Source organism: Campylobacter concisus, from assembly GCF_003049065.1.
Taxonomy (GTDB): domain Bacteria; phylum Campylobacterota; class Campylobacteria; order Campylobacterales; family Campylobacteraceae; genus Campylobacter_A; species Campylobacter_A concisus_BE.
In genome coordinates, this window is record NZ_PISC01000002.1 from 144,965 (window position 1) to 168,502 (window position 23,538).

Consider the following 23,538-nt stretch of genomic DNA (forward strand, 5'->3'; position numbering starts at 1 on the left):
TTACCACTCCAAATATGTTTTTGCTTTTTTTATATCACTGATGTTGATCTCAAAAATTCCCTCTTCGTTTTCTACTGCGATGCTCTCTTCGTCTGCTTTCACAAGCCTTCCTGCAAATTTCTCAGCCTCGGTTTGAACTTTAACTAGCTCACCGATGCTTGATTTAAAATGAGATGGCTTACTAAGCTTTCTCTCAAGGCCAGGCGAGCTAACCTCAAGGTTATAATCCCCACTAACTGGCGGTGTCACGTCAAAAATAGGCGAGAGCAGACGGCTCACTTTTTCGCAGTCATCAAGGCTCACTCCGCCATTTTTTGTGATATAAACTCTAAAAATAGCCCTGCCATTTTCATTTGCGATCTCGCTGTCGTAAAGCTCAACGCCGCATTCGCGTACTAGTTTGTCTAAATTATCCATTTTTGTTTAAATCCTTTGAAATTTTATCAAACAACTTATCCATATGGTTTTGATACTCTAATCTATCGTCAAATTTAAAGTGAAAATTTGGACATCTATACCAGCCCTCAGCCGCCATGCAGTGGTTTTGCAAATGCCTACAAACGCGCTTTAAATGCCCCAAAATATACTCTTGCTCGCGCTCATCAAACATCATCTTATCAAGATAGACAAAGGCGTCGTATCTGCCCTTCTTGCACTCGACGTCAGTAACGCAAAGTCCCTTTAAAATGCTATCTTCAAGAGTGGCTAGAGCCTCTGGTATGAGCTCTTTTAGCACGCTCTCTGTTCTCATACGCTTTATTTCGTTAGCGTTCATAGAGTAGCTTTCTCCTTGACTTCTTTGAAACTTTCGATGTAGTCATTTTCTCTAATGTCGTTGAAATTCTCGATGCCAACGCCACACTCGTAACCTTTTGCAACCTCTTTGACGTCATCTTTGAAGCGTTTTAGCGAGCTTACTAAGCCCTCATAAACGACCACACCTTCTCTAATAAGGCGAATTTTTGCCCCTCTGTTTATCGTACCCTCAGTGACGATACATCCAGCGATAGCGCCAACTTTTGGCACATGGATCACTTGGCGAACCTGAGCTTGACCAAGCTGCTCTTCTCTGATGATAGGTGACATTAGTCCGCCCAAAATCGCCTTCACGTCGTCGATTAAGTTATAGATAACATTGTAAGTTTTTATCTCGACGCCGCTCTCTTTTGCCTTCTCTTTTATCTCGCCAGTTGGCCTTATGTTAAAGCCAAGGATGATACAGTCGTTACTTGCACCTGCAAGCGCAACGTCGCTTTGCGTGATGCCGCCAACGCCCGAGTGGATCACATTTACTCTGATCTCATCATTTGCTAGTTTTTCTAGGCTTGCTTTTAACGCTTCAAGTGAGCCGCCAACGTCAGCTTTGATGATGACTGGAAGTGTTTTTAGCTCGCCCTCAGCGATCTTAGCGCTAAGCTCATCGATACTAACCTTTGTGCTCTTGCTAAGCTCTTTTTGGCGGATATATTCAGCCTTTTTCTGCGCGTACTCACGAGCTTCTTTATCGGTTTTTACGCCTATTAGCGTCTCGCCAGCCTCTGCTATCTCGCTAAGGCCTACTATCACGCCACATTCGCCTGGTTTTATCTCTTTTAGTGGCCTACCCTGATCATCAAGCAAGCTTCTTATCTTACCGTATGCAACGCCTGCTACGACTGTATCTCCGACATGAAGCGTACCGTTTTCAACGATGATGGTAGCCACTGGACCACGGCCTTTTTGAAGTGAGCTCTCGATGACAGTAGCTTTTGCGTTTGCCTTTGGATTTGCCTTTAGCTCCAAAAGATCAGCTTGTAAAAGCACGATCTCAAGTAGATCATCTATGCCCATACCTGTTTTTGCAGAGATCGGCACAAATTCATACTTGCCACCCCACTCTGTTGGCATGATGTCAAGCTCAGCAAGACCAGTTTTTACTAGATCAGGATTTGCTGACTCTTTATCCATTTTGTTTATCGCGATGATTATTGGCACACCAGCGGCTTTTGCGTGGCTAACTGCCTCTTTTGTCTGTGGTTTTACGCCGTCATCTGCTGCAACAACAATGATAACTATATCAGTTACACCAGCGCCCCTTGCACGCATAGCTGTAAATGCCTCGTGGCCTGGAGTGTCGATAAATGTGATGTTTCTGCCATTTTTATTTACCATATAAGCGCCCACGTGCTGAGTGATGCCACCAGCCTCGCCAGCTGCTACGCGAGATTTTCTTATGTAGTCAAGTAGCGAGGTTTTACCGTGGTCTACGTGACCCATGATGGTTATGACTGGCGCTCTTGGCTGGAGATTTTCATCATCTTTTATCTCCTCTTCATAGGCTGCTACGTAGTCAAATTCTTTTTGATCGTCGATGATATTTACCTCGACATTAAACTCATCAGCCAAAATTTCTATCGCATCTTCATCCAAAAAGTCATTTTTAGTTGTCATCATACCAAGCATAAATAGCTTACCTATGACCTCGCTTGGCTGCTTGTTTAGCTTTTCAGCAAATTCGTAAACGCGAATTTCTTTTGGGATATTTATCGAAGTTACAGCTTCGCTATTTTGTTTGTTTTCAGGCTTTTTGTGTTTTTTTCTAGCTCTTCTTTGTATGCCACCTTCGCCAAACGAATTTATCGTGTTATTGACGGTTGTCTTCATCGCACTTGGCTGTTTTGTCCTTTGCATCGGAGCTGGAGCTGGGGTTTTAAAGCTAAAATCAGGTAGCACTACCACATCTTCATCTTCAAGCACGATGTCACCAAAGTCGCTTCCGCCAAGCAAGTCCATCTTCTCGGCGCTATCTTTTTTGCTTACAACTGTTACTTTTTTCTCTTTTTTCTTTTTTCTAGCCAAATTTTCATCGCTAGCAGAGAACATACTCTTAAAATCGCTAATGTTAGTAACAGCCACCTCAGCCTTTTTCTCCTCTTTTACAGGAGCTGGCGCCTCGTAATCTTTTTTCTTTTTAACTATCACAAGGCCGCGTCTTTTTTGAGTCACGTCAGCCAAGCTCTCTTTTGGCTTTGGTGCTTCTGCTGGCTTTTGCTCGACCTTTACAGGCTCTTCTTTTTTAGGCTCAGCTTTAGGTTTTTCCTCTGAAATTTGCACCTCTTTTTTAGGCTCTGCTTTTGCCTTTTCAGGCTTTGGCTCAGCCTTAGTAGCTACCTTTTTAGGCTCATTTTTAGGCTTTTCTTCTTTTTTAGCTGGCTCTTTTTCAGCCTCTTTTTTAGGCTCTTTTTTTGCCTTTGGCTCGCTCTTTTTCTTTTTAAATTTATCTGGTATTACGCCAGTTTGAACGTATTCATATATTGCTTCAGCCTCTTCAAGGCTCACAGCATTTGAGTGAGTTTTGACCTTTAGGCCTAGTTCTTGAGCTTTTTCTACTATCTCTTTACTTGGGTAGCCAAGCTCATTTGCGATCTCTGAAATCCTAACATTGCTCATTTAAGAGTATCTCCTTTAACTTCGGTGCGTCAAGTCCGAGGGCACCTTTAGTTTGTTTATCAATTATTTTTTTTAAATTTTTGTCGTCTTTTTGCAAACAGTCATCACATAGATAGAAACTGCGGCCATCTCCTTTGCCACACTCTAAATTCTTGCCTACCAAGCGGTATCTTTTTAGCAAGTTTTGAGAAAATTTAACTTTGCAAGCGACGCATGTCCTTACTGGATTATTTTTATTCATTATACCTTTTTAAACTTGTTTTTAGCTTTGCGTAATTTCGTATCCATCGTTATCAAATGAAAAAATTTCCACTCTAAAATCACTAAATTTACTCTTTAAAACATCTTGTAAATTTTTAGCATCATCTTTATAAGCGATGTTTAAAAAGCTTGAGCCTGAGCCTGAAAGTGTGCTCATTAGCGCTCCATTTTCATAAGCTACCTTTCGCACCTCAAAAAGCTCTTTTAAAGCGCTCATTCTGCGCTCTTCATGCATCATATCTTCACTTGCTACCCTTAAAAGATCATATCTTTTCTCATAAAAACAAGAGGTCAAAAATGCAGCGTGAGAGAGGTTATTTACGCACTCTTTCATAGTGTAGTTTTTTGGCAAAATTTGTCTTGATGAAGCGGTGCTCATCGGCTTATTTGGGATGACGACGACTGCTTTTATATCATCACTTAAATTTATTTTATTCGCATAAACATTGCCGTTTTTTACGACCGCGCTAATAAATCCGCCGTGAACTGCTGGCGAGATATTATCTGGATGGGTTTCATAGATGATAGCTTTATTTAAAACGACGCTTTTGCTAGCCTTAAATCCAGCCATCTCGTAAGCTGAAGCTATGGCTCCGACAACCACTGCAGAGCTACTGCCAAGCCCTCTTGAAAATGGGATATTGTTTTCAAAAACTATTCTGAAGTTTTCATTTTTGCCGGTTAGCTCTAAAAAAATTTCATTAAAAATGCTTAGAAAAATGTTGTTTCTTTTTAAATTTGTGCTATCACTTCCCTCGCCATTTATCGAGACTGAGCTAAATTTAGATGGTTCGATCTTCACGCTATTAAAAAGCTTTAAACTAAGTCCTAAAGCGTCAAAACCAGGTCCTAAATTTGCACTTGTAGCAGGGATTAAGATATTCAAATTTTCTCCTAAACAGCTTGGATGATATAATTTGGAAGTGTATCTGAATTTAGTTTTAATTCATCTAAATTTAAAGGCAACACAAATCTCACTGGCTCAACTTTTTCAAGCGAAATTTCACCATTTTTTAGCACAAAGCTTAAATTTTTATTTGCCCTGATCGCTTCGCCGCCATTTAGACTAAAGCCACTAACCGCGTAAAATTCACAGCCCTTTGCCAAAGAAAAAGTTTTCAAGATGACGTAGGCCACCTTTAGCCCCATGAAGCTACCTGGCGTGTTTGCGTAGATAATCTTTGTGATGTTAAATTTAGAGGATAAATTTTCTAGGATTTTTATCAGAGCTTCACTGACATACTCGTCAGTTGTGATCTCATCAAATTTTACGCCATCTTTATAGACTCCAACTAAAAGTGGAGTCGATAAAGAGACTACTAAAATTTCAATATTTTTTATGCAAATACCTTTTGATACTCTTTTAAAAGCTCGCCACTAAGCGTTGCGATCTCATAATTTTTCTCATCTGCCATTAAAGCAAGTGTTAGTTTGTGGTTTAGATCGTGGCTGCCAGCAAATGCTGTGTAGTCACCTAGTAAAGGTGCTCCAAGCAAGCTCAAATCGCCAACTGCGTCTAAAATTTTATGTCTTACAAACTCATTTTCAAATCTCAAACCTTCTGGGTTTAAAATATGCGTATCATCGATAGCCACGGCATTATCAAGCGATGCACCAAGGGCTAAATTTTGAGCTTGCAAGCGTTGCAAATCTTTTAAAAAGCCAAAAGTTCTAGCACGAGCGATATTTTTTACAAATGAGCTCTTGCTAAATTCAAAAAGATATCTTTGCTCGCCGATAACTGGGTGGTCAAATTTGATCGTATAGTCAAATTTTGGATTTCTTGAAGGCGAAGTTCGCACAAATTTTGACCCCTCAACCACCTCGACCTCACGGCGGACAAGGATGACTTTTTTACCAGCGTCAAGATGTCTTATACCAGCTTCATCGAGCAACATACAAAAGCTTATCGCACTGCCGTCCATGACAGGAATTTCATTTGCATCAACTGAAATTCTAATATTATCAATGCCGTATCCATTTACAGCTGCCATTAGGTGCTCTATCGTGCTGATAAAGCCCTTTTCGTTACCAACGACGGTTGCCATTTGCGTATTTATAACGTTTTTAGGCTCAGCTTTAAAACTAATACCAAGATCTTCGCGGTGCAAAATAATACCTGAATTTGCATCAAGAGGTTCTAGTATAAGTCTTATCGGCTCACCCTTATGAAGCCCTATACCAACGGTCTCAACGCGTCTTGCGATAGTAGTTTGTTTCAAAAATTTTCCTTATATTTTTTTGTTCGCTTATGATAGCACTAAAAAATCAAATTTGCAAATTTAATTCTTATCTATCATCGCCTTTGCGGCATCCAAGACACTTGTCACATTGTCTTTTATCCACTTTTTATCCATCCATTGTTGAGGCCTTACCTCTTCGCCTTGAACCAAAATTCCAAAGTGAAGGTGATCTCCAAGCGCAAGACCGCTTGTTCCAGTTGTGCCTATTTGATCGCCAGCAGCAACCATGTCGCCCTCTTTTACCTTCGCACTTGAGCAGTGTCCGTAAAGTGAGTAAAGTCCAAATCCATGATCGATCACAATGTTTAAACCATAAATTCCATTCTCAGATGCTAGCACAACGCGACCTGCATTGCTGGCTATTATCGGAGCTGATGCCACACTTGCAAAATCTATACCCATGTGCCATGACTCACTTACTTGCTCGTTATTATATGTATAGAAGCGGTGGTCGGCAAAATCAGCTACTTTTTTGCCATTTCTAAGCGGGTAAAATGGGATGATATTAAAGCCGTTTGTGATGTCAGTATCTACGTTTGAAGTAAGTGCTGTTATCTTCTCTTCGTTTGAATTTCTTAGTGTTTCATTGACAAATTTCATCTTCTCAAGTCTTGAAAGAGCGTTTGGATCTTTGGCGTATTGATCTGTTAGATCAACGATCTTTCCGTCTAAAAATCTATCATTTAAAGCAATAGTTGAAGTTTTGTATTTTACATTTTCATAAAAATATCTCACGTGAGATTTGCTCTCATTGCCTGCAAAGTCTCTTGCGATGACCTCAGCGCTAAAGTTTTCAACCTGCACTGGCCAAGCAACAAGTGCTGCGTAAAAGCCCTCTTTATAAAATGGCACAGCCTTAAATTTCTTACCAAAATTTGTCTGGACATAGACCTCTTTTAGCTGATTGTCAGTTGCTCTAAAGACAACAACAGCGCTGCCGCCTTTTGAGATAGAGTAAGACTGAGAAAGCACGTAAAGATCAGGCTTAGATGTATCAAGCACGACTTCAACTTTTTTGCTTGCTTTATTGCCTGTGAAAAAGCCCCATTTGCTAGTATCGACCGCTTCTATGCTCATCTCATAAGTATCTTTTTGAGCGAAAAAGCCAGTCTTTGGGAAGGTTAAATTTACATCAAGCTCAGTGCTTGGATTTTGTATGATTTGATTTAATAAATTTAGGTCATTTTTGCCATCATTTATGCTGATGCGCACAAATTTTATACCGCTGTCATCTTTAAATTTGATATTCATAGGCGAGCGAAGGTTCCAATAAACCTTATCAGCAACGCCGATAATTGGCTCGTTTCGCTCAAAGTCTTTCGACATCAAAGCATATCCAAAGCCACCAGCCAATATCAAAACAAGTAAAACTACAACAATACCAAAACCGCCTATTCCACGTCTATACATATATTATTACCTTAAATTTTATTTGCGAAATTTTACATTTAATCAATAAATTTTTAGTTAATTACAAAATTTCTCTTACAGCTCTAGCTTCGCTCATCCAGTCAAAAAGCTCGTCCCAGCGCTCATCTTTTATGAGATCTTTGCATAAATTTAGCTCTTTTTCAAACATATTTATCGCGGCAACGACATTATTTTTATTTTGCTTAAAGATATCACTCCACATAAATGGCGAACTCTTTGCAACGCGTATCATGCCCTTAAAAGTCGGTCCGCCAAGTGCAACGATATGCCTTTTATCCTCTTCTTTTAAGATCCCGCTAGCAAGCGAAAATGCTATAGCGTGAGGCAGATGCGAGATGAGACCCACGTGATGATCATGCTCTTTTGCACTCATGAAAATGATCTTCATACCAAGGCAAGAAAATAGTTCAACACTTCTTTTCACATGCTTTTCTGCGCTCTCAGCAAAGTCGCAAACTATGACAGTAGCCCCTGTGTAAAGTGACTTAAAGGCAGCCTCTGGACCAGAGTACTCGGTACCTGCCATCGGGTGAGCTGGGATGAAATTTTTACGAATTTTTTCTGGCACGGCTTCTATTATCTTTTGCTTTGTCGAGCCAAAATCAATGATCGTCGTATCTTCGCTAATGTCGGTTAAATTTTGAACGATGCTCACGATGGCTTCGACTGGCACAGCCAAAAAGATGATGTCACACTTCTTTTTCATCTCATCGATGCTTAAAATTTCATGTACCAAGCCAAGTTCGAGCGCTTTTTTGCTGTGATTTTCATCTTTATCATATCCGCTGACACATGAAATTAATTTTTCATCTTTTAACGCAAGACCAAGCGAGCCACCCATAAGACCAAGTCCGATGATACCTATTTTCATAAAAAACCTTTAAAATTATAAAATTTAAATTTTTTAAAAATAAAATATGGTATTATACGCACTTATACTAAAACTCTAGGTTAAATTTAATGAAAAAGAAATTATTTTTACTAGCACTAGCTTTAAGCGGTCTAAATGCACAAACAATTCAGTCAATAAATTTCAAAGGTCTAATCCACCTTTCACCTGATGTAGCCACTCAGATAATGGGGCTAAAAGTCGGTCAAGAGCTAACGCCAAAGCTTAGCGACAAGGCTATCACAAATTTATACAAGCAAAATTATTTTGATGATATCTACATAGAAGATACAGGTAATGGCAATCTTTTAGTAAAAGTAAAAGAGAAGCCAAGCGTGGCTAGAGTCGATCTAAAGGGCGTTGTGACAAACGACAAAACTGCGATCGAATCGCTAATCAACATAAAACCTGGCAATATGTATGATGAGCTAACTATCGAAAAAACAAAAGAGAGAATTCGCCAGTACTACGAGTCAAAGGGCTACTTTGACACAGTTGTAGATGTAGAAAAACAGCCAGTTGCAGACAACGACAGCTCACTTTTCATCACTCTAAACATCAACCGCGGCGAAAATATGATAATCAAAAAGGTAAATTTAGTCGGTGCAAAAGAGTTTGACTATGATGATATCGAGCCAGTAGTTGCAAACAAAAGTAGAGAATTTATGGGCTGGCTTTGGGGCAGAAACGACGGAAAAGTTAAACTTTTCGAGCTTGAAAATGACCCAGCAAGGATTCAAGATAAATATTTTCAGAAAGGCTATTTAGACGCGACTGTTTCATCACCTTATCTAAATGCGTCATTTGATAACTACACAGCTGATCTTACATACTATATCCACGAGGGAGAGCCTTATAAGGTTTCAAATGTAAGCATCACAGCACCTGAAGAGCTAGGACTTGATACTAAAAAGATTATAGATGACTTTAGACTTGAAGCTGGCGATACGATGAACTCAGCAAGACTTCGTCAAGACATGAAAAAGCTTGACGATATGGTCGCTGACAAGGGTTATGCATTTGTCAAAGTCTATCCAAAGACTGATAAATTTGATGAAAATAAAACAGTTGATATCGACTACGAAGTTGATCCGGGCGAAAAAGTATATATAAGAAATGTTCAAATTTCAGGCAATGATAGAACAGTTGATCGTGTCGTAAGACGTGAGCTATATCTAACTGAGGGAAATTTATATAGTAGAACCGACCTTCAAGACTCAAAAGATGCACTAAAAAGAACAAGCTACTTTGATGATGTAGAGATAGAAGAAGATCCGGTTGATAAAAACACAGTCGATCTAAAAGTAAAAGTAAAAGAGGCCTCAACTGGCTCGATAAGTGGCGGTATCGGATACGGAAGTAGTGATGGCTTGCTACTAAACGCTGCACTTTCTGACACAAACATCTTTGGCTCTGGTCTTCAAGGACAAGTAAGCGTTGATAAGAGTGATAGAGAGCTTTCAGGTCAGATAAGTCTTACAAATCCAAGAATTTTTGACTCAGAGTATAGCCTTGGCGGAACACTCTATGCAAACGACTATGACTGGAGAACATATAAAGAGAGAAGCTATGGCTTTAGCACAACGCTTGGTAGAAAATTAACCAGAAATTTAAGTGCATCACTTACTTATAACATCGAGCAAAGTAAAGTTACTCTAAAAGACGATGAGCTAAGAGATATAAATAGATACACAGGCAAAGAAATTTATAGAGAAGGCAAGGCTATAAAAAGTGCTATAACCCCAGCTTTAACATATAATAGCACTGATGATTACTACTTGCCAAGACGCGGTATCATAGCTAGCACATCATTTGAGATAGCAGGACTTGGTGGTGATATGGATTTTGTTAAAAACCGCACAAATTTCAACTACTATCTAGGTCTTAGAGAATACATCGACTACGATCTTATCTTAAGATATAAAGCAAGCTTTGGCAAAATTTGGGAGAGAGGCTATACTCCGATCAACGAAAGGCTTTACCTTGGTGGTATAAGAAGCTTACGTGGTTATGAGAGCAGAACCGTATCTCCAAAAGTAAAATATAATGGCGACTACTATGAATACGGCGGCGAAACATCATTTAACAACTCAGTTGAGATGAGCTTCCCTATAATAGAGCGTGTCAAAATGCGTGGTGTTGTATTTTATGACTATGGTATGATCGGCGAAAATAGTCTAAATGAGATAAAAAGATCATCAGTTGGTACTGGTATCGAGTGGATAACACCTATCGGACCACTTCAACTAATCTTCGCAAAAGCTCTTAAACCTAAAGAGGGCGATGATACAAATACATTTGAATTTACTATCGGAAGACGTTTCTAATAAGATACTTTTAAGGGGCTAGTTTGCCCCTTAAATCCCCCGCAAACAAACAAACTTTAAGTCATATAAGAAAAAGCAAGGCTAACATTAGATATAATCCCACAATTTTTAATATAAGTGGGTAAAAAGATGAATTTCTCAGACATTTTTTCAAAGATAAGAAAAGCTCAACCTCGTCCAGAAGAAGCACCTACACACTGGGTAAAATGCGACAACTGTCACTCACTGATGTATTACAAAGAAGTTGAAGCTTGTTTTAATGTATGCCCAAAATGCGGCTACCACATGAGATTAAAAGCTGATGATCGCATAAATTTGATCTGCGATGAAGGTAGCTTTGTAGAATTTGACGCAAATTTAAAACCAGTAGATCCTTTAAATTTTGTCGATAAAAAATCATACAAAAAAAGAATCACAGAAAATAAAGAAAAAACAGGACGCACAAGCTCAGTGATATGTGGCGAAGGCAAATGCAACGGACAAGAAATTCAGCTAGTTGTTTTTGACTTTGGCTTCATGGGCGGCTCACTAGCTTCAGTCGAGGGCGAAAAGATCGTAAGAGCGATAAAACGTGCGATCGAAAAACGCCAAGCCTTAATCATCGTAAGCGCATCTGGTGGCGCTAGAATGCAAGAGAGCACATTTTCTTTGATGCAGATGTCAAAAACTTCAGCAGCCCTAAAACTTCTTGATAAGGCAAAGCTCCCATACATTTCTATCCTTACAGATCCTACGATGGGCGGCGTTAGCGCATCATTTGCATGGCTTGGAGATCTAATAATCGCTGAACCTGGCGCGTTAATAGGTTTTGCAGGACAAAGGGTCATCAAACAAACCATAGGCGCTGATCTTCCAGAGGGCTTTCAAAGGGCTGAATTTTTGCTTGAGCATGGCCTTATAGACGATATCGTGCCAAGAAGCGAGCACAAAAAATATATAAGCGATATGGTTAAATTTCTTACAAATAACAAAGCTATGATCTCTAAAAGCGAAGTGACAACTCCTAGCGAAGCTGGCTTTGAGCTAAAGCTAAAAACCAAAGGGTAAGTTTGGAAATTTCGGTTTTTAGCATTCAAAAATCATCGCGTGACAACTTTGAAAACGAGATACAAGAATATATAAAAATGAGTGCAAAATTTGCCAAGATAAACGACAAAATCATATTTAATGAAAAGATAGCAAAGGCTCAAAGCAGCGGCAGAAGCGAAGCGCTAAGAGCTTATGATGAAATTTACGAGCCAAATTTAAAAGGCTTTTGCGTGATGCTTGATGAAAACGGCTCACAGCTTGACAGCCAAGAATTTGCTCAAATTTTAAACTCAAATTCACAGATCAATTTTTTCATAGGTGGAGCTTATGGGCTTAGCCAAAATTTAAAAAACAAGGCACAAAAAGTCGTAAGCTTAAGCAAGATGACTATGGCGCACAAAGTCGCCAAGCTCGTACTTTTTGAGCAAATTTTTAGGGGGCTTTGCATAAATGCAAACCACCCATATCACAAATAAAGGAATATAAAATGACTCAAAACGAGCTAAATTTTTTCAAAAAGCTACTTGAAGAGCGAAAATTACAAATCAAAAAAAATATTTATGACTCATCAGTTGAAGTAAGTGGTTTAAGAGATAGTGGCGTAAGCGATGAATTTGACATCGCTTCAGTAAATACCGACCAGCTTATAGAGCAGTCTATCTCAACCCAGCAAAGAGCCGAGCTTTACGAGATCGACGAGGCGCTTGAGAAGATAGCAAACAAGACTTATGGAATTTGTGACATGTGCGAAGAGGAGATCGGCATCCCTCGCCTAAAAGTAAAACCGCATGCAAAATACTGCATAGCTTGTCGTGAGATAATAGAAAAAACAGCAAAAAACTAAGGAGAAAATATGAAAACCAGAAAATTTCTCGTCTACTGCATCATCTACACAGCAGTTGTTGCAGGACTTACCTATTCTCTTAATAGTTCAGACTTCACCTTTGAGCTCTTAGGTCAAGCCATAACCTTGCCAGTAGCTGTCTGGGTGGCACTTCCAGTAGCCCTTTTGGCGCTCCTTGCCCTACTTCACATCGCATATCACGGATACGCCTTTTATAGATATAAAAAATGGATAAAAAAAGATAGCCAGCTCTACAAAGACCTTGCAAAAGAGACGCTTCTTGGCTTTGAGAGCAACAAAGACTTTAAAACCGACACTTACAAGATCGCCTCACAGCTCACTCGCTCTATCTCACCGGTAGGCGAGCTTAAAGACGTTGGCGTTGATGACGGCGAGATAAACAACATCTTGCAAACCATAAAAAGCATAAAAAACAAAGAGATCGTCGATCTAAAGAAATTTAGGCTAGCAAAAGATAGCAAGCTAAACATCCTAAACGAGCTAAACAAGATTGAGCAGCTGCCTACTTACTATCTTGACGTGCTTAAAAACCAAGAACAAAACGAGAGCCTTAAAAAGGCAGCCTTTAACAAGCTCATAAAAACAGCCTCTTTTAGTGAGATCAAAAAAATCGATCCAGAGCTAGCAAGCGAAGATATAATGACCATTATCACGCGTTTCGTAAATGATGAGATCGACCTAAGTAGCGATGAAATTTTTGATCTTTTAAACAACGCAAAAGTGACAAAAGCACAATACGACAAAGCAGCCATAATGCTTAAAAATAAGCTAAAACCAGATGCATTTATCGGCATCTTTGAGAAGCTAAAAAGCATCCATGCTGACGCTGATGAGGCCTACGTATATGCGTTATTTGAGCTTCAGATGCTTGACAAAGTAAGAGAGGCTATCGAGGGTAGCGACCCTGATGAGTTTAAAGAGATAAAGGTTTTACTATTTTTGCGAGATAACGGTAAAATGGTGCCTAGCTCGCTATTTTTTAAATGATAGACTTTAGTAAAAAGCCACTTTTCTTAGCGCCACTTGCTGGTTTTTCTGACCTGCCGTTACGAAGTGTCGTCAAGAAATTTGGCTGCGATGTCACTGTTAGCGAGATGATCAGCGCAAATGCCTTGGTCTATGAGAGCAGTGACAAAACTCTTGAAATGCTTAAAAAATCCCCAAACGAAGAGCCCTACGTCGTTCAGATAGCTGGTAGCGATATAGAAAATATAAAAAAAGCAGTGCAGATAATCAATAAATTTGATGGAATTTACGGGCTCGATCTAAACTGCGGCTGCCCCGTGCCAAAGGTCGTTAGGCAAGGCGCGGGATCAGCTTTACTAAACGATCTTGACAAACTTCAAAGCATCATCTCAGCCATAAAAAGCGTCTCAAAGAAAGAAAGCCTAAGTGTTAAATTTAGACTTGGCTTTAACGACAAAAATGAAGAGAAAATCGCAAAGGCCTGCGAAGAAGCTGGCGCAGACTACATCGCAGTGCATGGTCGCACTAGAGCTGGCGGATACAGCGCAAAGGTTGATTACGAAGCGATCGCAAGAGTAAAGGCGAGCGTAAAAATCCCAGTCGTCGCAAATGGCGATATCAACGCACAAAATGCAGATGAAATTTTAAATCTCACAAAATGCGACGCCCTAATGATCGGCAGAGCAAGCATCGGCAACCCTTGGATATTTCACGAGATAAAGACCAAAACTAGCGTGGATAAGGCGCTAAAACAAAAGATCATACTAGCCCACTTCGACGCTATGATCGAACACTACGGCGAGCACGGACTTTGCATATTTAGAAAGCATTTACACCAATACAGCAAGGGCATAGATGGTGCAACGACCTTTAGAAACGATGTAAATTTCATCAAAGATGTGACAGCGATGAGAGAGCGCATAAGGGAGTTTTTTGCCTAGATGCAAGGCTACATCCTGCGCGTGCAAAAGGTCAGAGACGAGGACCTTTTAGTCTTTGTGCTAACGCCAAATTTGCTCGTAAAGTCGTATAGATTTTTTGGCGCACGCCACTCAAACATCATGACTGGCTACAAGATCGACTTTGAGCTCGAGCAAGAGGCGAAATTTCTACCAAAGCTTAGAAGCATACTTCATCTTGGCTTTAAGTGGCTGCTAGAGCGTGACAAGCTCATCATTTGGCAGCAGTTCATGCGCCTACTTTATGATCATCTAAAAGAGGTCGAGCAGCTCGATGAAATTTACTTTAACGAGCTTGATCGCTGCGCCAAACAGATGCAGCTGCAAAATCCAAAACGCCTCATCATCGAAAGCTACGTCAAAATTTTAGAGTTTGAAGGCAGGCTTCACAGCGAGCTTGAGTGCTTCATCTGCGACGAGGAGATAGAAAGCGAGCTTTGCTTAACTCGTGGCTTTTTGCCCTCTCACAAACACTGCCTTGATAGGAGCGAATTTGACGCTAGCAAGATCAAAAATTTATTTGATACAAAAAGCACGATCGAGCTAAATGATGATGAGATAAACCGCCTTTATAAAATTTTACTTGACGGGCTTTAGGCTTTTACTTTCATCCTCTCATCAAATTCTTTTAAAACATCCATTATCTTACTTGCTAGTCCCTCAAGCGTTTGATCTTTTTTTAGCTCTAAATTTCTAAGCTTTAAAATCCTAGCTAGTATATCTTTTAGATCTTTCTTGCCAGATAGTATCTCATCATAATAAGCCTTTGGTATGCCTATTTCGCTTCTATCTTGCTTTGTAAGTATTAATGAACTTTTATACACACTAAGAGCCTCGTCAGTTATCCTTGTTGTGCCACCTTGTAGCACAAGACCTTGCTCGTTTTTTAAAAATGCTACAAAGATTTGCTCCTTTGTATAGCCTTGTTCATTGTCATATACAGACATATCAGGTTTAAAGTCATATCCAGCACTACTAACCCACATATAAGGGATAGTATGCTCAGTTGTCATCACTTCTGGAGAGAAGTCAAGGAAATTTCCATTGACTTCTACATTTATATCACTTAGATCATCCCACAGTCTATGTGCATCGTCTGCCTCTTGGGCTGTCCTAAAGATATGAGTTATCTTTTCATTGCTTCTATCGGTTAGCCCATCTATCTCGTCACTTGTCATCCTACCCATTAGGTATTCATAATGCTCTATTTTTTTATCTTTTGAAAAGTAACCCTTTGGCATCTTTGCTAGATCTTCGTTTGAGTAAAACTCTTTACCCTTACTAATAACTCCAGCTGAAATTTGATCAAAAATTTTATAGTATTGCTTTATAGTGTCTGCTAGATCGATATTTGCAAAACTATCCTCTCCAAAGAGTTGGTTATCTTTTTTTGTTTCCATTAAAGAATTTGTATAGTTTGGATGTTTTTGATTGTGTAGCACTATCGCATCAAGTGTGCTTTTGTGAATTTTAAATTCTTGTGGCAAGCCTGCTGCTTTGTTAAAGTCAGCTCCCATAAATCCTTTAGCATCTACACTATATCCATAGCCCTCTTGTGAAGTAAATTTAGCCTGATAAAGAGAGTCGATAGCGCTAGATGAAACAAAGTCATTTTTAGGAATAGTGGTTTGGTCTATCAAATTTATATTTGGAGTGTTAGGCAAGAAATTTGCAAAGCCTTCGCTTTTTGTCTGTTTTTGGTAGTGCTGTTTTGTTAAGATGGAGTTATAAGAGACTTTCATAGCTTACTCCTTGAAATTTACTTCAAAGAGTAAGCAAAAGTTGTGCCGTAAATTTTTATCAACAAGGGAGCATTTTGTGTAAAGATAGGCTATATATAAACTAAATCGCTAAAAAGTCGATTTACCAACTAAGAAAATTTCACTCAAATAAATTTTAAAAAATCGTTGAGTAGTTTAAAACTTACTAAGGATAGTAAAATGCAAATTTCTAGCTCACCATATCCTTATCTGTCTAGAGAGCATATAGCTAGTGAGATGGGGTTTAAATTTAACGATATAAACGAAATACTTAGTAACGATATGGGATATGGTATGAGCTTTCCTAAATACGCAAGGCTAGATAGAAAAGCTCAAGCTGCGGCTTATGATAGGCACATATATCCGCTATCTGGCTTTACAAAAGGTGATGAAGCAAAAGTCACTATCATAGGAAAGCTCAGAGGCTATGATCCTGACTTTACAAGCGAGCAGTTATCAGATCTTAAAAATTTCATAAATGAAAGCAAGGGTTTGTTTGTAGAGTATATACAAGGTCAGCAAGCAAAACCAGACAATGATAAGCCAAAAATTTTAAGAGATACCCCATACACTGTAAATGAATTTTTAAATGAATATCGTGGCGATCGCCAGTTGCTATTTATGCAAAACTCAAGGACTGTTGATCTGCTTGATAGCGATATGAGCGTTGATGAGTTTAAAGAGGAGTGGGCTAAATATGCACTAAAAGAGCGGTTTAATATAACTTTATCTGGCGAAGATACTAAAAATGCTGTCAATATACTAAAAGAGATGAATGAAAAAGGTCTTCAGGATATAGAGAGCGCTGAAGAAGAAAAAGACGATACCAAAGAGAAAAAATTTACTCCTATCCAAGCTGAAAGCAAAAACACTGAAACTTATGACATTACTAAGGATGAGAAATTTTCATATTTGCTCAAGCTTCAAGAACTTGAGAGAGAACGTGGTATCGATGTGCTTCGTATCATGCAAAAGCTTGAAGAAAATGGTAAAAAGGTTGTCGATAAAAAGGTTTAGCTTCATATTTGTATTTAGTGCAAGTTGCTGCTAAGTTATCCTACGACAAGATAGAGAATGATCCTAGCTCTGCTTTATTCATCAAGCCATCTTATTTAAAATTTGCTTCTTATCTATCTTTTGCATAAGCTCTAAGACGTCTATGCCTCTTTTTTCTTTGAAATTTAAAAGCTCTCTTGCATAGAGAAATTTTTGATCCTTATTTATATCATAGGTCTCATACTTCTTCTTAACCTGCATAGGTTTAAATTTCTTCTCGCTTTGCTCTTTGGCGAAATTTGCATTGTATTCTTGTTCTTCTTTGTGTAGTTTGGCTAGAAATTCTTTATGCTCTTTCGTAGTTTTTTCTACATCTTCTTTATAAAGCTTTTTAAACTCTTCTATACTTAGATCAGCTCTAACAAACAAAGCAGCACCATCATTACTCATCATCGTATCTTCAGAAAATGAATTTACAAAAGCTTCTAGTTCTGCCTCCTCTTCTTCTGTGCCAAGACCAACCATTTTACCAACTATCGTTGGTTTGCCGTCTATAGAGTTTGTAAGCAACCAGTCCATGTAATCTTGGAGTTCGCGAACTCTAAATTCTTCCATATTTTCTGGTTCTCTTTTTGCTGATAAAGCTCGTCTTTCTTGAATGGTGTAATCAGACAGCATATTATCAATTCGATTTATAGTATCTGCTATCCAGCCCTCTTTGCTTTTGTCTATATCTATAAATTCTTTTATAGTTTCGCTCCATGGTTTAAAAAGATTCTTTGAGTAGTCAAATTTTTCTTCGCTGACGCTTTTGTCTTTCTTGCCTTCTTTGACTATATTTTCTGTTGCATTTTCTTTTTGGATAGTTGTTTCTTGTATCGGTGTATTGCTAAGTCCGTTTATGCTAGTTATCATTTCAGCTCCCCCTTACGCCTTTATATCAACATCTCTTTTTATACCAAGCATATCTACTAGATATTTTCCAGCTGGATTTTCATTTAGCTCTTTTACTAAATTTAAAGGTGGCATGCTAAATTTCAAAAAGCTATCCATAAAGTCTTTGCTCTTTTTGCCATCCTTGTCTATCTCACCAAAAAGAAGCTTTAGCATTTTTATATTATGCTCCATCATCTTTTTAAATGAGAGTTCGTCTTCTTCATATCCCCTACGCCTATCTTCAGGAGTGCTGACAAAGCCACTTTCTAAGTCGATATAGACAAAGTCTCTTTTAGATCTGATGTAGTCTTGCATATATTTAGGCATACCTGCTATGTCATTATCAGTAGCATTTATAAAGCCAGGTCCAAATTTCATCTCGCCCATAAGTTCAAACAGCTCAAATGCCCTATTAAATTCTTTACTATCTATGCTCTTATCATAGCCTTCTCTTTTGCCTTGTGCTGTTGTCTCGCCCTCTCTTACATCAAGGTTGTTGTTTATAACGGCTGCTATAAGTCCGCCTTTAGTTATTGAGCCATCTTTATTAGTGTATTTCTCTCCATGCGGATCCATAAATACACCACTTCCCACACTCTCCTTGCCGCCATTGTTGTTGTTAAAGATATCTGTTGTTGGCTTTAGTGGCTGTCTGCCGTCTCCTCCTTTAAAGCTTGGGTTGAAAAAAAGCGTGCTTATCATCTGCTTATTTGACTCTTTGCCGTTAAAATCAGCCGCAGCCGAGCCAAATTCATGAATGGAGTTATGGATTTTGGTTACTTGCATACTTTGGCGGTTATAAGAAAAGCCTTGAGGGAAATTTCTTATCTCATCTAAGCTAAAGCTATCTTTTGAGTTTAGTGTGTCTTCGCCAACGACTTGGGAGAGAATTTTGTAGGCATTATTTACGGTTTTTAGTATGTCGATGCTATCAAAAGTCCTTTGCATATAGTCAGACTGCGTCTCTATCCTTACTAACGACTCCAGCGTGCTTGAGTGGATTTTATAATTACTTGGTATGCCAGCTTGCTTATTAAACTCATCTGTAAAGTAGCCATCCTTATCTACCTTGTAGCCTAAAACCTCAGAGCTTGTTTGCTTGGTGGCAACTTTGGTTGATACCTTTATGTTCTGCTCTAAATTTAAGGGGTAGCTACCAAGTGCGTTTATCATCTAATATCCTTTTAGCTTCATACTAAAGATATCGTCTTTTTTGTAAAAAGATTTACCTAGTAAATTTAGCTACTTTTGCCTGCCTAGGGCGTAAATTTGATTTAGCTCGTCAAAAGCTAAATTGATATTATCTTCGCTTGGCTTTAGGGTGCTATTTTTTAGTAGCTCAAGCACTAAATTTTTAAAATTTTCTCTATCTTCTGCTAGCTTTTTAAGAGTAGCCACATCGCTCAAGCTTTTGCTTCTATGATCCTTCGTCTGGGCAGCGATAAAAGCGTTGTTTAGCAAGACTTCAGGCTTTAGCGCAGTCTCTCCGCCCTCTAGGATCGCAGGACTTTCTGACTTTAAAAAGCTAATAAACAAAGCCTCTTTTTTGTAACCAGACTCCGTTTTATAGTAAGAGAGGTCTGGGCTAAAGCCACCAGTGTTTTCCTGCTCTAAATTTGCAAAATTTAGCTTTTTAGGTTCGTTTTTATGCCTAACTTTGCTAGATCTTCGCTTAAATTTGATGCGAGCTTCATTTCATCTTCGCTACTAAAGATGTTTGTCACGACCTCGTTTTTGCGACTATTTAAAAAGTCAATATTTGATCTATCGCTCAAATCTGCGTTAAAATCGATGCCTTTCATACCTTGCGAGATGTAGCCTTTGGGCAGGCTTGCTAGGTCGCTATCTGTAAAACTATCTTTGTTTAAACTCTTGCCCATTACCTGAGAAAAGATAGCGTAATACTGACCTATCGTGTCTGCTATGTCGATATTTTCAAAGACGTCATTGTTAAAAAGCTTGCCACTTGCGTTGCTGTAAAGGACGCTATTTATGTTATTTTGCTTTGTTGCGAAGTTTAAAAACTCTTTTATCGTGCTTTTGTGAAGCTTAAAGTCTTGCGGCAAGCCGGCTGCTTTATTAAAGTTAGCGTCCATAAAGCCAGCATTGTCGCTTTGATAGCCAAGCTCATTTTTATCTTTAAATTTCACGCTATAAATGCTTTGCTGCGTATCTTTTGTAAGCTCAAGTCTTTGTAAATTTTGTGCAATGTCTTTTGTTTTTTCATTATTTGCAAGAGCGTTTTGAAATTTGGCACTTTCGGACTGCTCTTTTTGAAGTTTCCTTGCTTTAGCCTCAGTAGCTACTGAGCTATACTTTTGCGTGCTAACACTAAAAATGCTCATTTTTCATCCTTGCTTATCAAATTTATATTTAGTAAGCAAGGAGCGTTCCTGTTTCAAAATGAGTTGTGACTTTTGGTGGTTGTAAGAAATTTGGTTTTAAATTTAACTTTATGAGCAAAAATGAAGAGTTAAATTTACTCTTCACTGCCTTCATTGATACCAAAAAATGTATCTGTGTGGATGTTTTCAAATGCTGCTTTAAGCGATGTAAAGAGCTTTGGATTTTCTTTTTCTAAATTTGCTAGAAGCTGCTTGGTCTCATATCTAGCGTGTGGCATCTTCACGTCAAATCTCATCGCAGGACATGCCTCATCTCCAACAACTCTTAGCTCATTTTTGATCGCATTTTCGCGAAGCTGTCTCTCACGCACAAAGATAAATGGCCTGATCACGACGATGCCATTTTTGGCTCTGTATTTTGGAGCAAGCGTCCTAAGCGCGCCATTGTATGTAAAATTCATAAAAAAGCTCTCTGCTGCGTCATCCAAGTGATGAGCGATCGCGAGCTTGTTAAAGCCGTGCTTTAGCGCATAGGTGTAGAGATAACCCCTTCTCATGCGCGAGAAAAAGCTGCAAAAGCTAGAATTTTTGCGTATCTTCTCCTTTGATATCTCAAATATCGAGCTATCGATCACCTCGTGCTCTATGCCATGCTCATTGCAGTGCTTGGTAAGATACGCGTAGTCCTCGCCCATGCCGTAGCTTAGCGTCACCGCTTTAAACTCAAATTTCTCAGGCGTGACATTTTGGATGTGCTTTAGCACGTGAGCGAGTGCGAGGCTATCTTTGCCGCCGCTAAGGCCGAGCAAGATCTTATCTCCGCCCTCTATCATCTTATATCTAGCGTTTGTCTGACCAACTTGCCTAAGCAGTCTCTTGCTAAGCTCTATCATAAGCTCTCCACCATTTCTAGGATAAATTTAGCGCTGACGTTTGCTGAGTCTTGTAAGAATTTATCAAAGTCAAATTCAGCCTCATTGCCAGCTCCGTCGCTGATGGCTCTAAGGATGAAAAATGGCACACCAAGCGTCTCGCAAACTAGCGCAACGCTCGCACCCTCCATCTCGGTAGCACTCGCGTTAAATATCTTTTTGATCCACTCTTTTTTCTCGTTGTCGCAGATGAACTGATCGCCAGTTGCGATGATGCCTGAATTTAGGCTCATGCCCTTTTTGCTAGCGACATTTTTAGCTAGCTCATTTAGGCTCTCATCGCTTTTTACAAAGATGCTAGTTCCTGGCACAAAGCCGTATGGATGACCAAAAGCCGTGATGTCAAGGTCGTGTTGCACAAGGCTAGTGGCATATAGCATATCGCCTATCTTTAAGCTCTCATCAAGTGAGCCAGCAACGCCTGTAAAAAGCAGCTTTGAGGCCTTAAATTTCTCTATCATCAAGGTCGCAGTGATCGCCGCATTTACCTTGCCGATCTTCGAGTAGGCGATGACTAGGTCTTTGCCTTTGTAGTTTGCTTCATAAAATTTATTATTTGCATATTCGGTAGTTTTATACTCGCCAACCATCTCAAGGATCGGCGTTATCTCCTCTTGCATCGCTCCAAGTATCGCTATCATCTCTCCTCCAAAATCTTCACAACCTCTTCAAGGCTCGCCATGTCAGTGACGCTGCATGTCGGTTTTTCTGTGATCTTTTTGTTTATGCCTTTTAGTGTTGCAGCACCTAGCTCGATAAAGCAATCAACCTCGTTTTCGTAGTTTTTAATGCTTTGCTTGTAGCGAACTGGATGCGTTAGCTGCTCTTTTAAAAGAACTAGCGCTTCGTTTTTATCAGTGTAAATTTTTGCATTTACGTTTGAAACGACTGGGGCAAAATTCGCAGCCAAAACGCCCTCAAGCTCGTTTGCTAGTTTAACACTAGCTGGCTCAAGTATCGGGCAGTGGCTAGCTACTGACATATTTAAAAGCATCGCTCTTTTTGCACCTGCTTCTTTAAATTTTGCCTCGTATTTAGCAAGATCAGCCCTCACGCCAGCTACAACTATCTGACCATCGCAGTTGTAGTTTGCAGCGTAAATTTGCAAGCCCTCATCCTGAGCTTCTTTACAAATCCCTTCAACGACTTCGTCGCTAAGTCCAAGCACTACCATCATGCCGGCGTCTTTGCCAACGCAGGCTTCTTGCATAAATTTACCACGTAAATTTACAAGTCTAATCGCTTCAACAAAGCTAAATGCACCACTAACCGCAAGGGCTGTAAATTCTCCTAGCGAGTGACCTAGGCTAAACTCTGGCTTAGCTTTTATGCCCTCGCTAAAAGCTAGATAGCTCATAAGCGAGTTTAAAACGATGGCAGGCTGAGTAAATTCTGTCTTATCTAGCTTGTCGTTTTGCGTAAATAAAAGCTCTTCAAAGTCAATGCCTGTATCGTTGCAAGCGTCATTTAATAGAAGTTTTGCCGAAGAGAAATTTTCATAAAAATCTTTCCCCATGCTAACACTTTGCGAGCCTTGACCCGCAAAAATAAAAGCAAATTTTTTCATTTTGACTTCTTAGTGGTGGTGATGTCCGTTACCACCGCAACCGCAACCACCTTCGCCATGTCCGTGACCGCCGCAGCACTCATGCTCGTGATCATGATCATGTCCTCCACAACCGCAAGTGTGAGCGCCTGCTACCATGCCAGTTGCTTTTTCATCTTCAGTTGCGTCTCTAACTTCTAAAATTTCAACATTAAATAGCAAGTCTTTGCCAGCGTATGGGTGGTTAAAATCAACTGTTACTTCGTCATCTTTGATCTCTTTAACGATGACGCGAACGCTTGATCCATCTTCATTTTGACCAAAAAGCTCCATGCCCTCATGTAGGTCTATACCAGCAAATTGCTCTTTTGGAAGTGACTGGATGGCGTCTTTATTATATTCGCCACAACCCTCAGCTGCTTTGATATTTATAGTAGCTTTGTCGCCTGATTTTAGTTTACTAACTTCTTCTTCAAGCTTTTCTATAATGTGACCATGTCCTGTAATAAAAGAAATTTGACCACCTTCTTGCATATTTGACTCTAAAATTTCGCCAGTATTAGCATCTTTTAGCTCATAAAACATTGTTATAACTTGATCTTTACTCACAATAATCTCCTTGGA

26 protein-coding genes are annotated in these 23,538 nt (G+C 39.4%); 8 read left to right on the forward strand and 18 right to left on the reverse strand.

Annotated features, from left to right (window positions below):
• From rimP to CVS81_RS02440, 9 genes are all read right to left on the reverse strand, one after another.
• Positions 1 to 417 carry a ribosome maturation factor RimP gene (gene rimP, locus CVS81_RS02400; protein WP_107964983.1) on the reverse strand — a complete coding sequence of 139 codons (417 nt, stop codon included), beginning with the start codon at positions 415 to 417 and terminating at the stop codon, positions 1 to 3.
• Complete coding sequence (rbfA, locus tag CVS81_RS02405; protein WP_004317240.1) at positions 410 to 775, reverse strand: 30S ribosome-binding factor RbfA; 366 nt, start codon at positions 773 to 775, stop codon at positions 410 to 412. Before rbfA ends, rimP begins: the two co-directional genes overlap by 8 nt.
• Complete coding sequence (gene infB / locus CVS81_RS02410; RefSeq protein ID WP_107964984.1) at positions 772 to 3,429, reverse strand: translation initiation factor IF-2; 2,658 nt, start codon at positions 3,427 to 3,429, stop codon at positions 772 to 774. Before infB ends, rbfA begins: the two co-directional genes overlap by 4 nt.
• The gene (locus CVS81_RS02415) at positions 3,416 to 3,670 is read right to left on the reverse strand and encodes a hypothetical protein (RefSeq protein ID WP_107964985.1); all 255 of its coding nucleotides are present in this window, start codon (positions 3,668 to 3,670) and stop codon (positions 3,416 to 3,418) included. The genes infB and CVS81_RS02415 overlap by 14 nt, the downstream gene beginning before the upstream one ends.
• Positions 3,671 to 3,691: 21 nt before the next feature.
• A complete protein-coding gene (gene thrB / locus CVS81_RS02420) occupies positions 3,692 to 4,576 on the reverse strand; it encodes a homoserine kinase (RefSeq protein WP_107964986.1) in 885 nt (294 codons plus the stop codon).
• 8 nt (positions 4,577 to 4,584) lie between these two features.
• The gene (locus CVS81_RS02425) at positions 4,585 to 4,917 is read right to left on the reverse strand and encodes a glycoprotease (protein WP_413784305.1); all 333 of its coding nucleotides are present in this window, start codon (positions 4,915 to 4,917) and stop codon (positions 4,585 to 4,587) included.
• 110 nt (positions 4,918 to 5,027) lie between these two features.
• Positions 5,028 to 5,912 (reverse strand): UDP-3-O-acyl-N-acetylglucosamine deacetylase, encoded by an 885-nt coding sequence (lpxC, locus tag CVS81_RS02430; protein WP_103636471.1) that lies wholly within the window; start codon positions 5,910 to 5,912, stop codon positions 5,028 to 5,030.
• Positions 5,913 to 5,972: 60 nt separating this feature from the next.
• Positions 5,973 to 7,343 (reverse strand): M23 family metallopeptidase, encoded by a 1,371-nt coding sequence (locus CVS81_RS02435; RefSeq protein ID WP_004317224.1) that lies wholly within the window; start codon positions 7,341 to 7,343, stop codon positions 5,973 to 5,975.
• Positions 7,344 to 7,404: 61 nt separating this feature from the next.
• On the reverse strand, positions 7,405 to 8,235 hold the full coding sequence (locus CVS81_RS02440) for a prephenate dehydrogenase (protein WP_009294324.1): 831 nt from the start codon (positions 8,233 to 8,235) through the stop codon (positions 7,405 to 7,407).
• An 89-nt stretch (positions 8,236 to 8,324) separates the two neighbouring features.
• Between CVS81_RS02440 and bamA the strand changes: the two genes are divergently transcribed.
• The 7 genes from bamA (at position 8,325) to recO (ending at position 14,996) form a co-directional block, all read left to right on the forward strand.
• Positions 8,325 to 10,580 (forward strand): outer membrane protein assembly factor BamA, encoded by a 2,256-nt coding sequence (gene bamA / locus CVS81_RS02445; protein ID WP_012001352.1) that lies wholly within the window; start codon positions 8,325 to 8,327, stop codon positions 10,578 to 10,580.
• A 129-nt stretch (positions 10,581 to 10,709) separates the two neighbouring features.
• Complete coding sequence (gene accD, locus CVS81_RS02450) at positions 10,710 to 11,627, forward strand: acetyl-CoA carboxylase, carboxyltransferase subunit beta (protein WP_107965051.1); 918 nt, start codon at positions 10,710 to 10,712, stop codon at positions 11,625 to 11,627.
• A gap of 2 nt (positions 11,628 to 11,629) precedes the next feature.
• The gene (locus tag CVS81_RS02455; protein ID WP_004317193.1) at positions 11,630 to 12,085 is read left to right on the forward strand and encodes a 23S rRNA (pseudouridine(1915)-N(3))-methyltransferase RlmH; all 456 of its coding nucleotides are present in this window, start codon (positions 11,630 to 11,632) and stop codon (positions 12,083 to 12,085) included.
• 11 nt (positions 12,086 to 12,096) lie between these two features.
• On the forward strand, positions 12,097 to 12,453 hold the full coding sequence (gene dksA, locus CVS81_RS02460; RefSeq protein ID WP_103575034.1) for an RNA polymerase-binding protein DksA: 357 nt from the start codon (positions 12,097 to 12,099) through the stop codon (positions 12,451 to 12,453).
• Between the two features lie 9 nt (positions 12,454 to 12,462).
• Positions 12,463 to 13,461: a hypothetical protein gene (locus CVS81_RS02465; protein ID WP_021087570.1), complete on the forward strand. Its 999-nt coding sequence runs from the start codon at positions 12,463 to 12,465 to the stop codon at positions 13,459 to 13,461.
• Positions 13,458 to 14,381 (forward strand): tRNA dihydrouridine synthase, encoded by a 924-nt coding sequence (locus tag CVS81_RS02470; RefSeq protein WP_107964988.1) that lies wholly within the window; start codon positions 13,458 to 13,460, stop codon positions 14,379 to 14,381. Before CVS81_RS02465 ends, CVS81_RS02470 begins: the two co-directional genes overlap by 4 nt.
• Positions 14,382 to 14,996 (forward strand): recombination protein RecO, encoded by a 615-nt coding sequence (recO, locus tag CVS81_RS02475; RefSeq protein ID WP_012001347.1) that lies wholly within the window; start codon positions 14,382 to 14,384, stop codon positions 14,994 to 14,996.
• Here recO and CVS81_RS02480 read toward each other — a convergent pair.
• On the reverse strand, positions 14,993 to 16,141 hold the full coding sequence (locus tag CVS81_RS02480) for a Cj0814 family flagellar-dependent secreted protein (RefSeq protein ID WP_107964989.1): 1,149 nt from the start codon (positions 16,139 to 16,141) through the stop codon (positions 14,993 to 14,995). The two genes, recO and CVS81_RS02480, sit on opposite strands and share 4 nt — an antisense overlap.
• A 198-nt stretch (positions 16,142 to 16,339) precedes the next feature.
• Here CVS81_RS02480 and CVS81_RS02485 point away from each other — a divergent pair, with 198 nt between their 5' ends.
• Positions 16,340 to 17,176 carry a polyribonucleotide nucleotidyltransferase gene (locus CVS81_RS02485; protein WP_107964990.1) on the forward strand — a complete coding sequence of 279 codons (837 nt, stop codon included), beginning with the start codon at positions 16,340 to 16,342 and terminating at the stop codon, positions 17,174 to 17,176.
• A gap of 81 nt (positions 17,177 to 17,257) precedes the next feature.
• Here CVS81_RS02485 and CVS81_RS02490 read toward each other — a convergent pair whose 3' ends face one another.
• The 8 genes from CVS81_RS02490 to CVS81_RS02520 all read right to left on the reverse strand — a co-directional run bounded on the left by CVS81_RS02490 (position 17,258) and on the right by CVS81_RS02520 (position 23,529).
• On the reverse strand, positions 17,258 to 18,070 hold the full coding sequence (locus tag CVS81_RS02490) for a cell surface protein (protein ID WP_107964991.1): 813 nt from the start codon (positions 18,068 to 18,070) through the stop codon (positions 17,258 to 17,260).
• A 12-nt stretch (positions 18,071 to 18,082) separates the two neighbouring features.
• On the reverse strand, positions 18,083 to 19,264 hold the full coding sequence (locus CVS81_RS02495; protein WP_107964992.1) for a Cj0814 family flagellar-dependent secreted protein: 1,182 nt from the start codon (positions 19,262 to 19,264) through the stop codon (positions 18,083 to 18,085).
• 69 nt (positions 19,265 to 19,333) lie between these two features.
• Positions 19,334 to 19,627: a hypothetical protein gene (locus CVS81_RS09830; RefSeq protein WP_199907138.1), complete on the reverse strand. Its 294-nt coding sequence runs from the start codon at positions 19,625 to 19,627 to the stop codon at positions 19,334 to 19,336.
• A gap of 89 nt (positions 19,628 to 19,716) precedes the next feature.
• Entirely contained in the window at positions 19,717 to 20,436 is a 720-nt protein-coding gene (locus CVS81_RS02500) for a Cj0814 family flagellar-dependent secreted protein (RefSeq protein ID WP_199907139.1), read from the reverse strand.
• Between the two features lie 134 nt (positions 20,437 to 20,570).
• Positions 20,571 to 21,329 (reverse strand): tRNA 2-thiocytidine biosynthesis TtcA family protein, encoded by a 759-nt coding sequence (locus CVS81_RS02505; RefSeq protein ID WP_103597313.1) that lies wholly within the window; start codon positions 21,327 to 21,329, stop codon positions 20,571 to 20,573.
• On the reverse strand, positions 21,326 to 22,009 hold the full coding sequence (locus CVS81_RS02510; RefSeq protein ID WP_021093455.1) for a 5'-methylthioadenosine/adenosylhomocysteine nucleosidase: 684 nt from the start codon (positions 22,007 to 22,009) through the stop codon (positions 21,326 to 21,328). The genes CVS81_RS02505 and CVS81_RS02510 overlap by 4 nt, the downstream gene beginning before the upstream one ends.
• On the reverse strand, positions 22,006 to 22,935 hold the full coding sequence (gene fabD, locus CVS81_RS02515; RefSeq protein WP_107964993.1) for an ACP S-malonyltransferase: 930 nt from the start codon (positions 22,933 to 22,935) through the stop codon (positions 22,006 to 22,008). The genes CVS81_RS02510 and fabD overlap by 4 nt, the downstream gene beginning before the upstream one ends.
• 9 nt (positions 22,936 to 22,944) lie before the next feature.
• On the reverse strand, positions 22,945 to 23,529 hold the full coding sequence (locus CVS81_RS02520; protein ID WP_234399512.1) for an FKBP-type peptidyl-prolyl cis-trans isomerase: 585 nt from the start codon (positions 23,527 to 23,529) through the stop codon (positions 22,945 to 22,947).
• Between the last annotated feature and the right edge of the window lie 9 nt (positions 23,530 to 23,538).

Excerpts from the sequence above, each read along its gene's own strand:
- rimP (WP_107964983.1), bottom strand. The coding sequence starts at position 417 with ATGGATAATTTAGACAAACTAGTACGCGAATGCGGCGTTGAGCTTTAC.
- rbfA (WP_004317240.1), bottom strand. The coding sequence starts at position 775 with ATGAACGCTAACGAAATAAAGCGTATGAGAACAGAGAGCGTGCTAAAA.
- infB (WP_107964984.1), bottom strand. The coding sequence starts at position 3,429 with ATGAGCAATGTTAGGATTTCAGAGATCGCAAATGAGCTTGGCTACCCA.
- CVS81_RS02415 (WP_107964985.1), bottom strand. The coding sequence starts at position 3,670 with ATGAATAAAAATAATCCAGTAAGGACATGCGTCGCTTGCAAAGTTAAA.
- CVS81_RS02435 (WP_004317224.1), bottom strand. The coding sequence starts at position 7,343 with ATGTATAGACGTGGAATAGGCGGTTTTGGTATTGTTGTAGTTTTACTT.
- CVS81_RS02440 (WP_009294324.1), bottom strand. The coding sequence starts at position 8,235 with ATGAAAATAGGTATCATCGGACTTGGTCTTATGGGTGGCTCGCTTGGT.
- bamA (WP_012001352.1), top strand. The coding sequence starts at position 8,325 with ATGAAAAAGAAATTATTTTTACTAGCACTAGCTTTAAGCGGTCTAAAT.
- accD (WP_107965051.1), top strand. The coding sequence starts at position 10,710 with ATGAATTTCTCAGACATTTTTTCAAAGATAAGAAAAGCTCAACCTCGT.
- dksA (WP_103575034.1), top strand. The coding sequence starts at position 12,097 with ATGACTCAAAACGAGCTAAATTTTTTCAAAAAGCTACTTGAAGAGCGA.
- CVS81_RS02465 (WP_021087570.1), top strand. The coding sequence starts at position 12,463 with ATGAAAACCAGAAAATTTCTCGTCTACTGCATCATCTACACAGCAGTT.
- CVS81_RS02470 (WP_107964988.1), top strand. The coding sequence starts at position 13,458 with ATGATAGACTTTAGTAAAAAGCCACTTTTCTTAGCGCCACTTGCTGGT.
- recO (WP_012001347.1), top strand. The coding sequence starts at position 14,382 with ATGCAAGGCTACATCCTGCGCGTGCAAAAGGTCAGAGACGAGGACCTT.
- CVS81_RS02480 (WP_107964989.1), bottom strand. The coding sequence starts at position 16,141 with ATGAAAGTCTCTTATAACTCCATCTTAACAAAACAGCACTACCAAAAA.
- CVS81_RS02485 (WP_107964990.1), top strand. The coding sequence starts at position 16,340 with ATGCAAATTTCTAGCTCACCATATCCTTATCTGTCTAGAGAGCATATA.
- CVS81_RS02490 (WP_107964991.1), bottom strand. The coding sequence starts at position 18,070 with ATGATAACTAGCATAAACGGACTTAGCAATACACCGATACAAGAAACA.
- CVS81_RS02495 (WP_107964992.1), bottom strand. The coding sequence starts at position 19,264 with ATGATAAACGCACTTGGTAGCTACCCCTTAAATTTAGAGCAGAACATA.
- CVS81_RS02500 (WP_199907139.1), bottom strand. The coding sequence starts at position 20,436 with ATGAGCATTTTTAGTGTTAGCACGCAAAAGTATAGCTCAGTAGCTACT.
- CVS81_RS02505 (WP_103597313.1), bottom strand. The coding sequence starts at position 21,329 with ATGATAGAGCTTAGCAAGAGACTGCTTAGGCAAGTTGGTCAGACAAAC.
- CVS81_RS02510 (WP_021093455.1), bottom strand. The coding sequence starts at position 22,009 with ATGATAGCGATACTTGGAGCGATGCAAGAGGAGATAACGCCGATCCTT.
- fabD (WP_107964993.1), bottom strand. The coding sequence starts at position 22,935 with ATGAAAAAATTTGCTTTTATTTTTGCGGGTCAAGGCTCGCAAAGTGTT.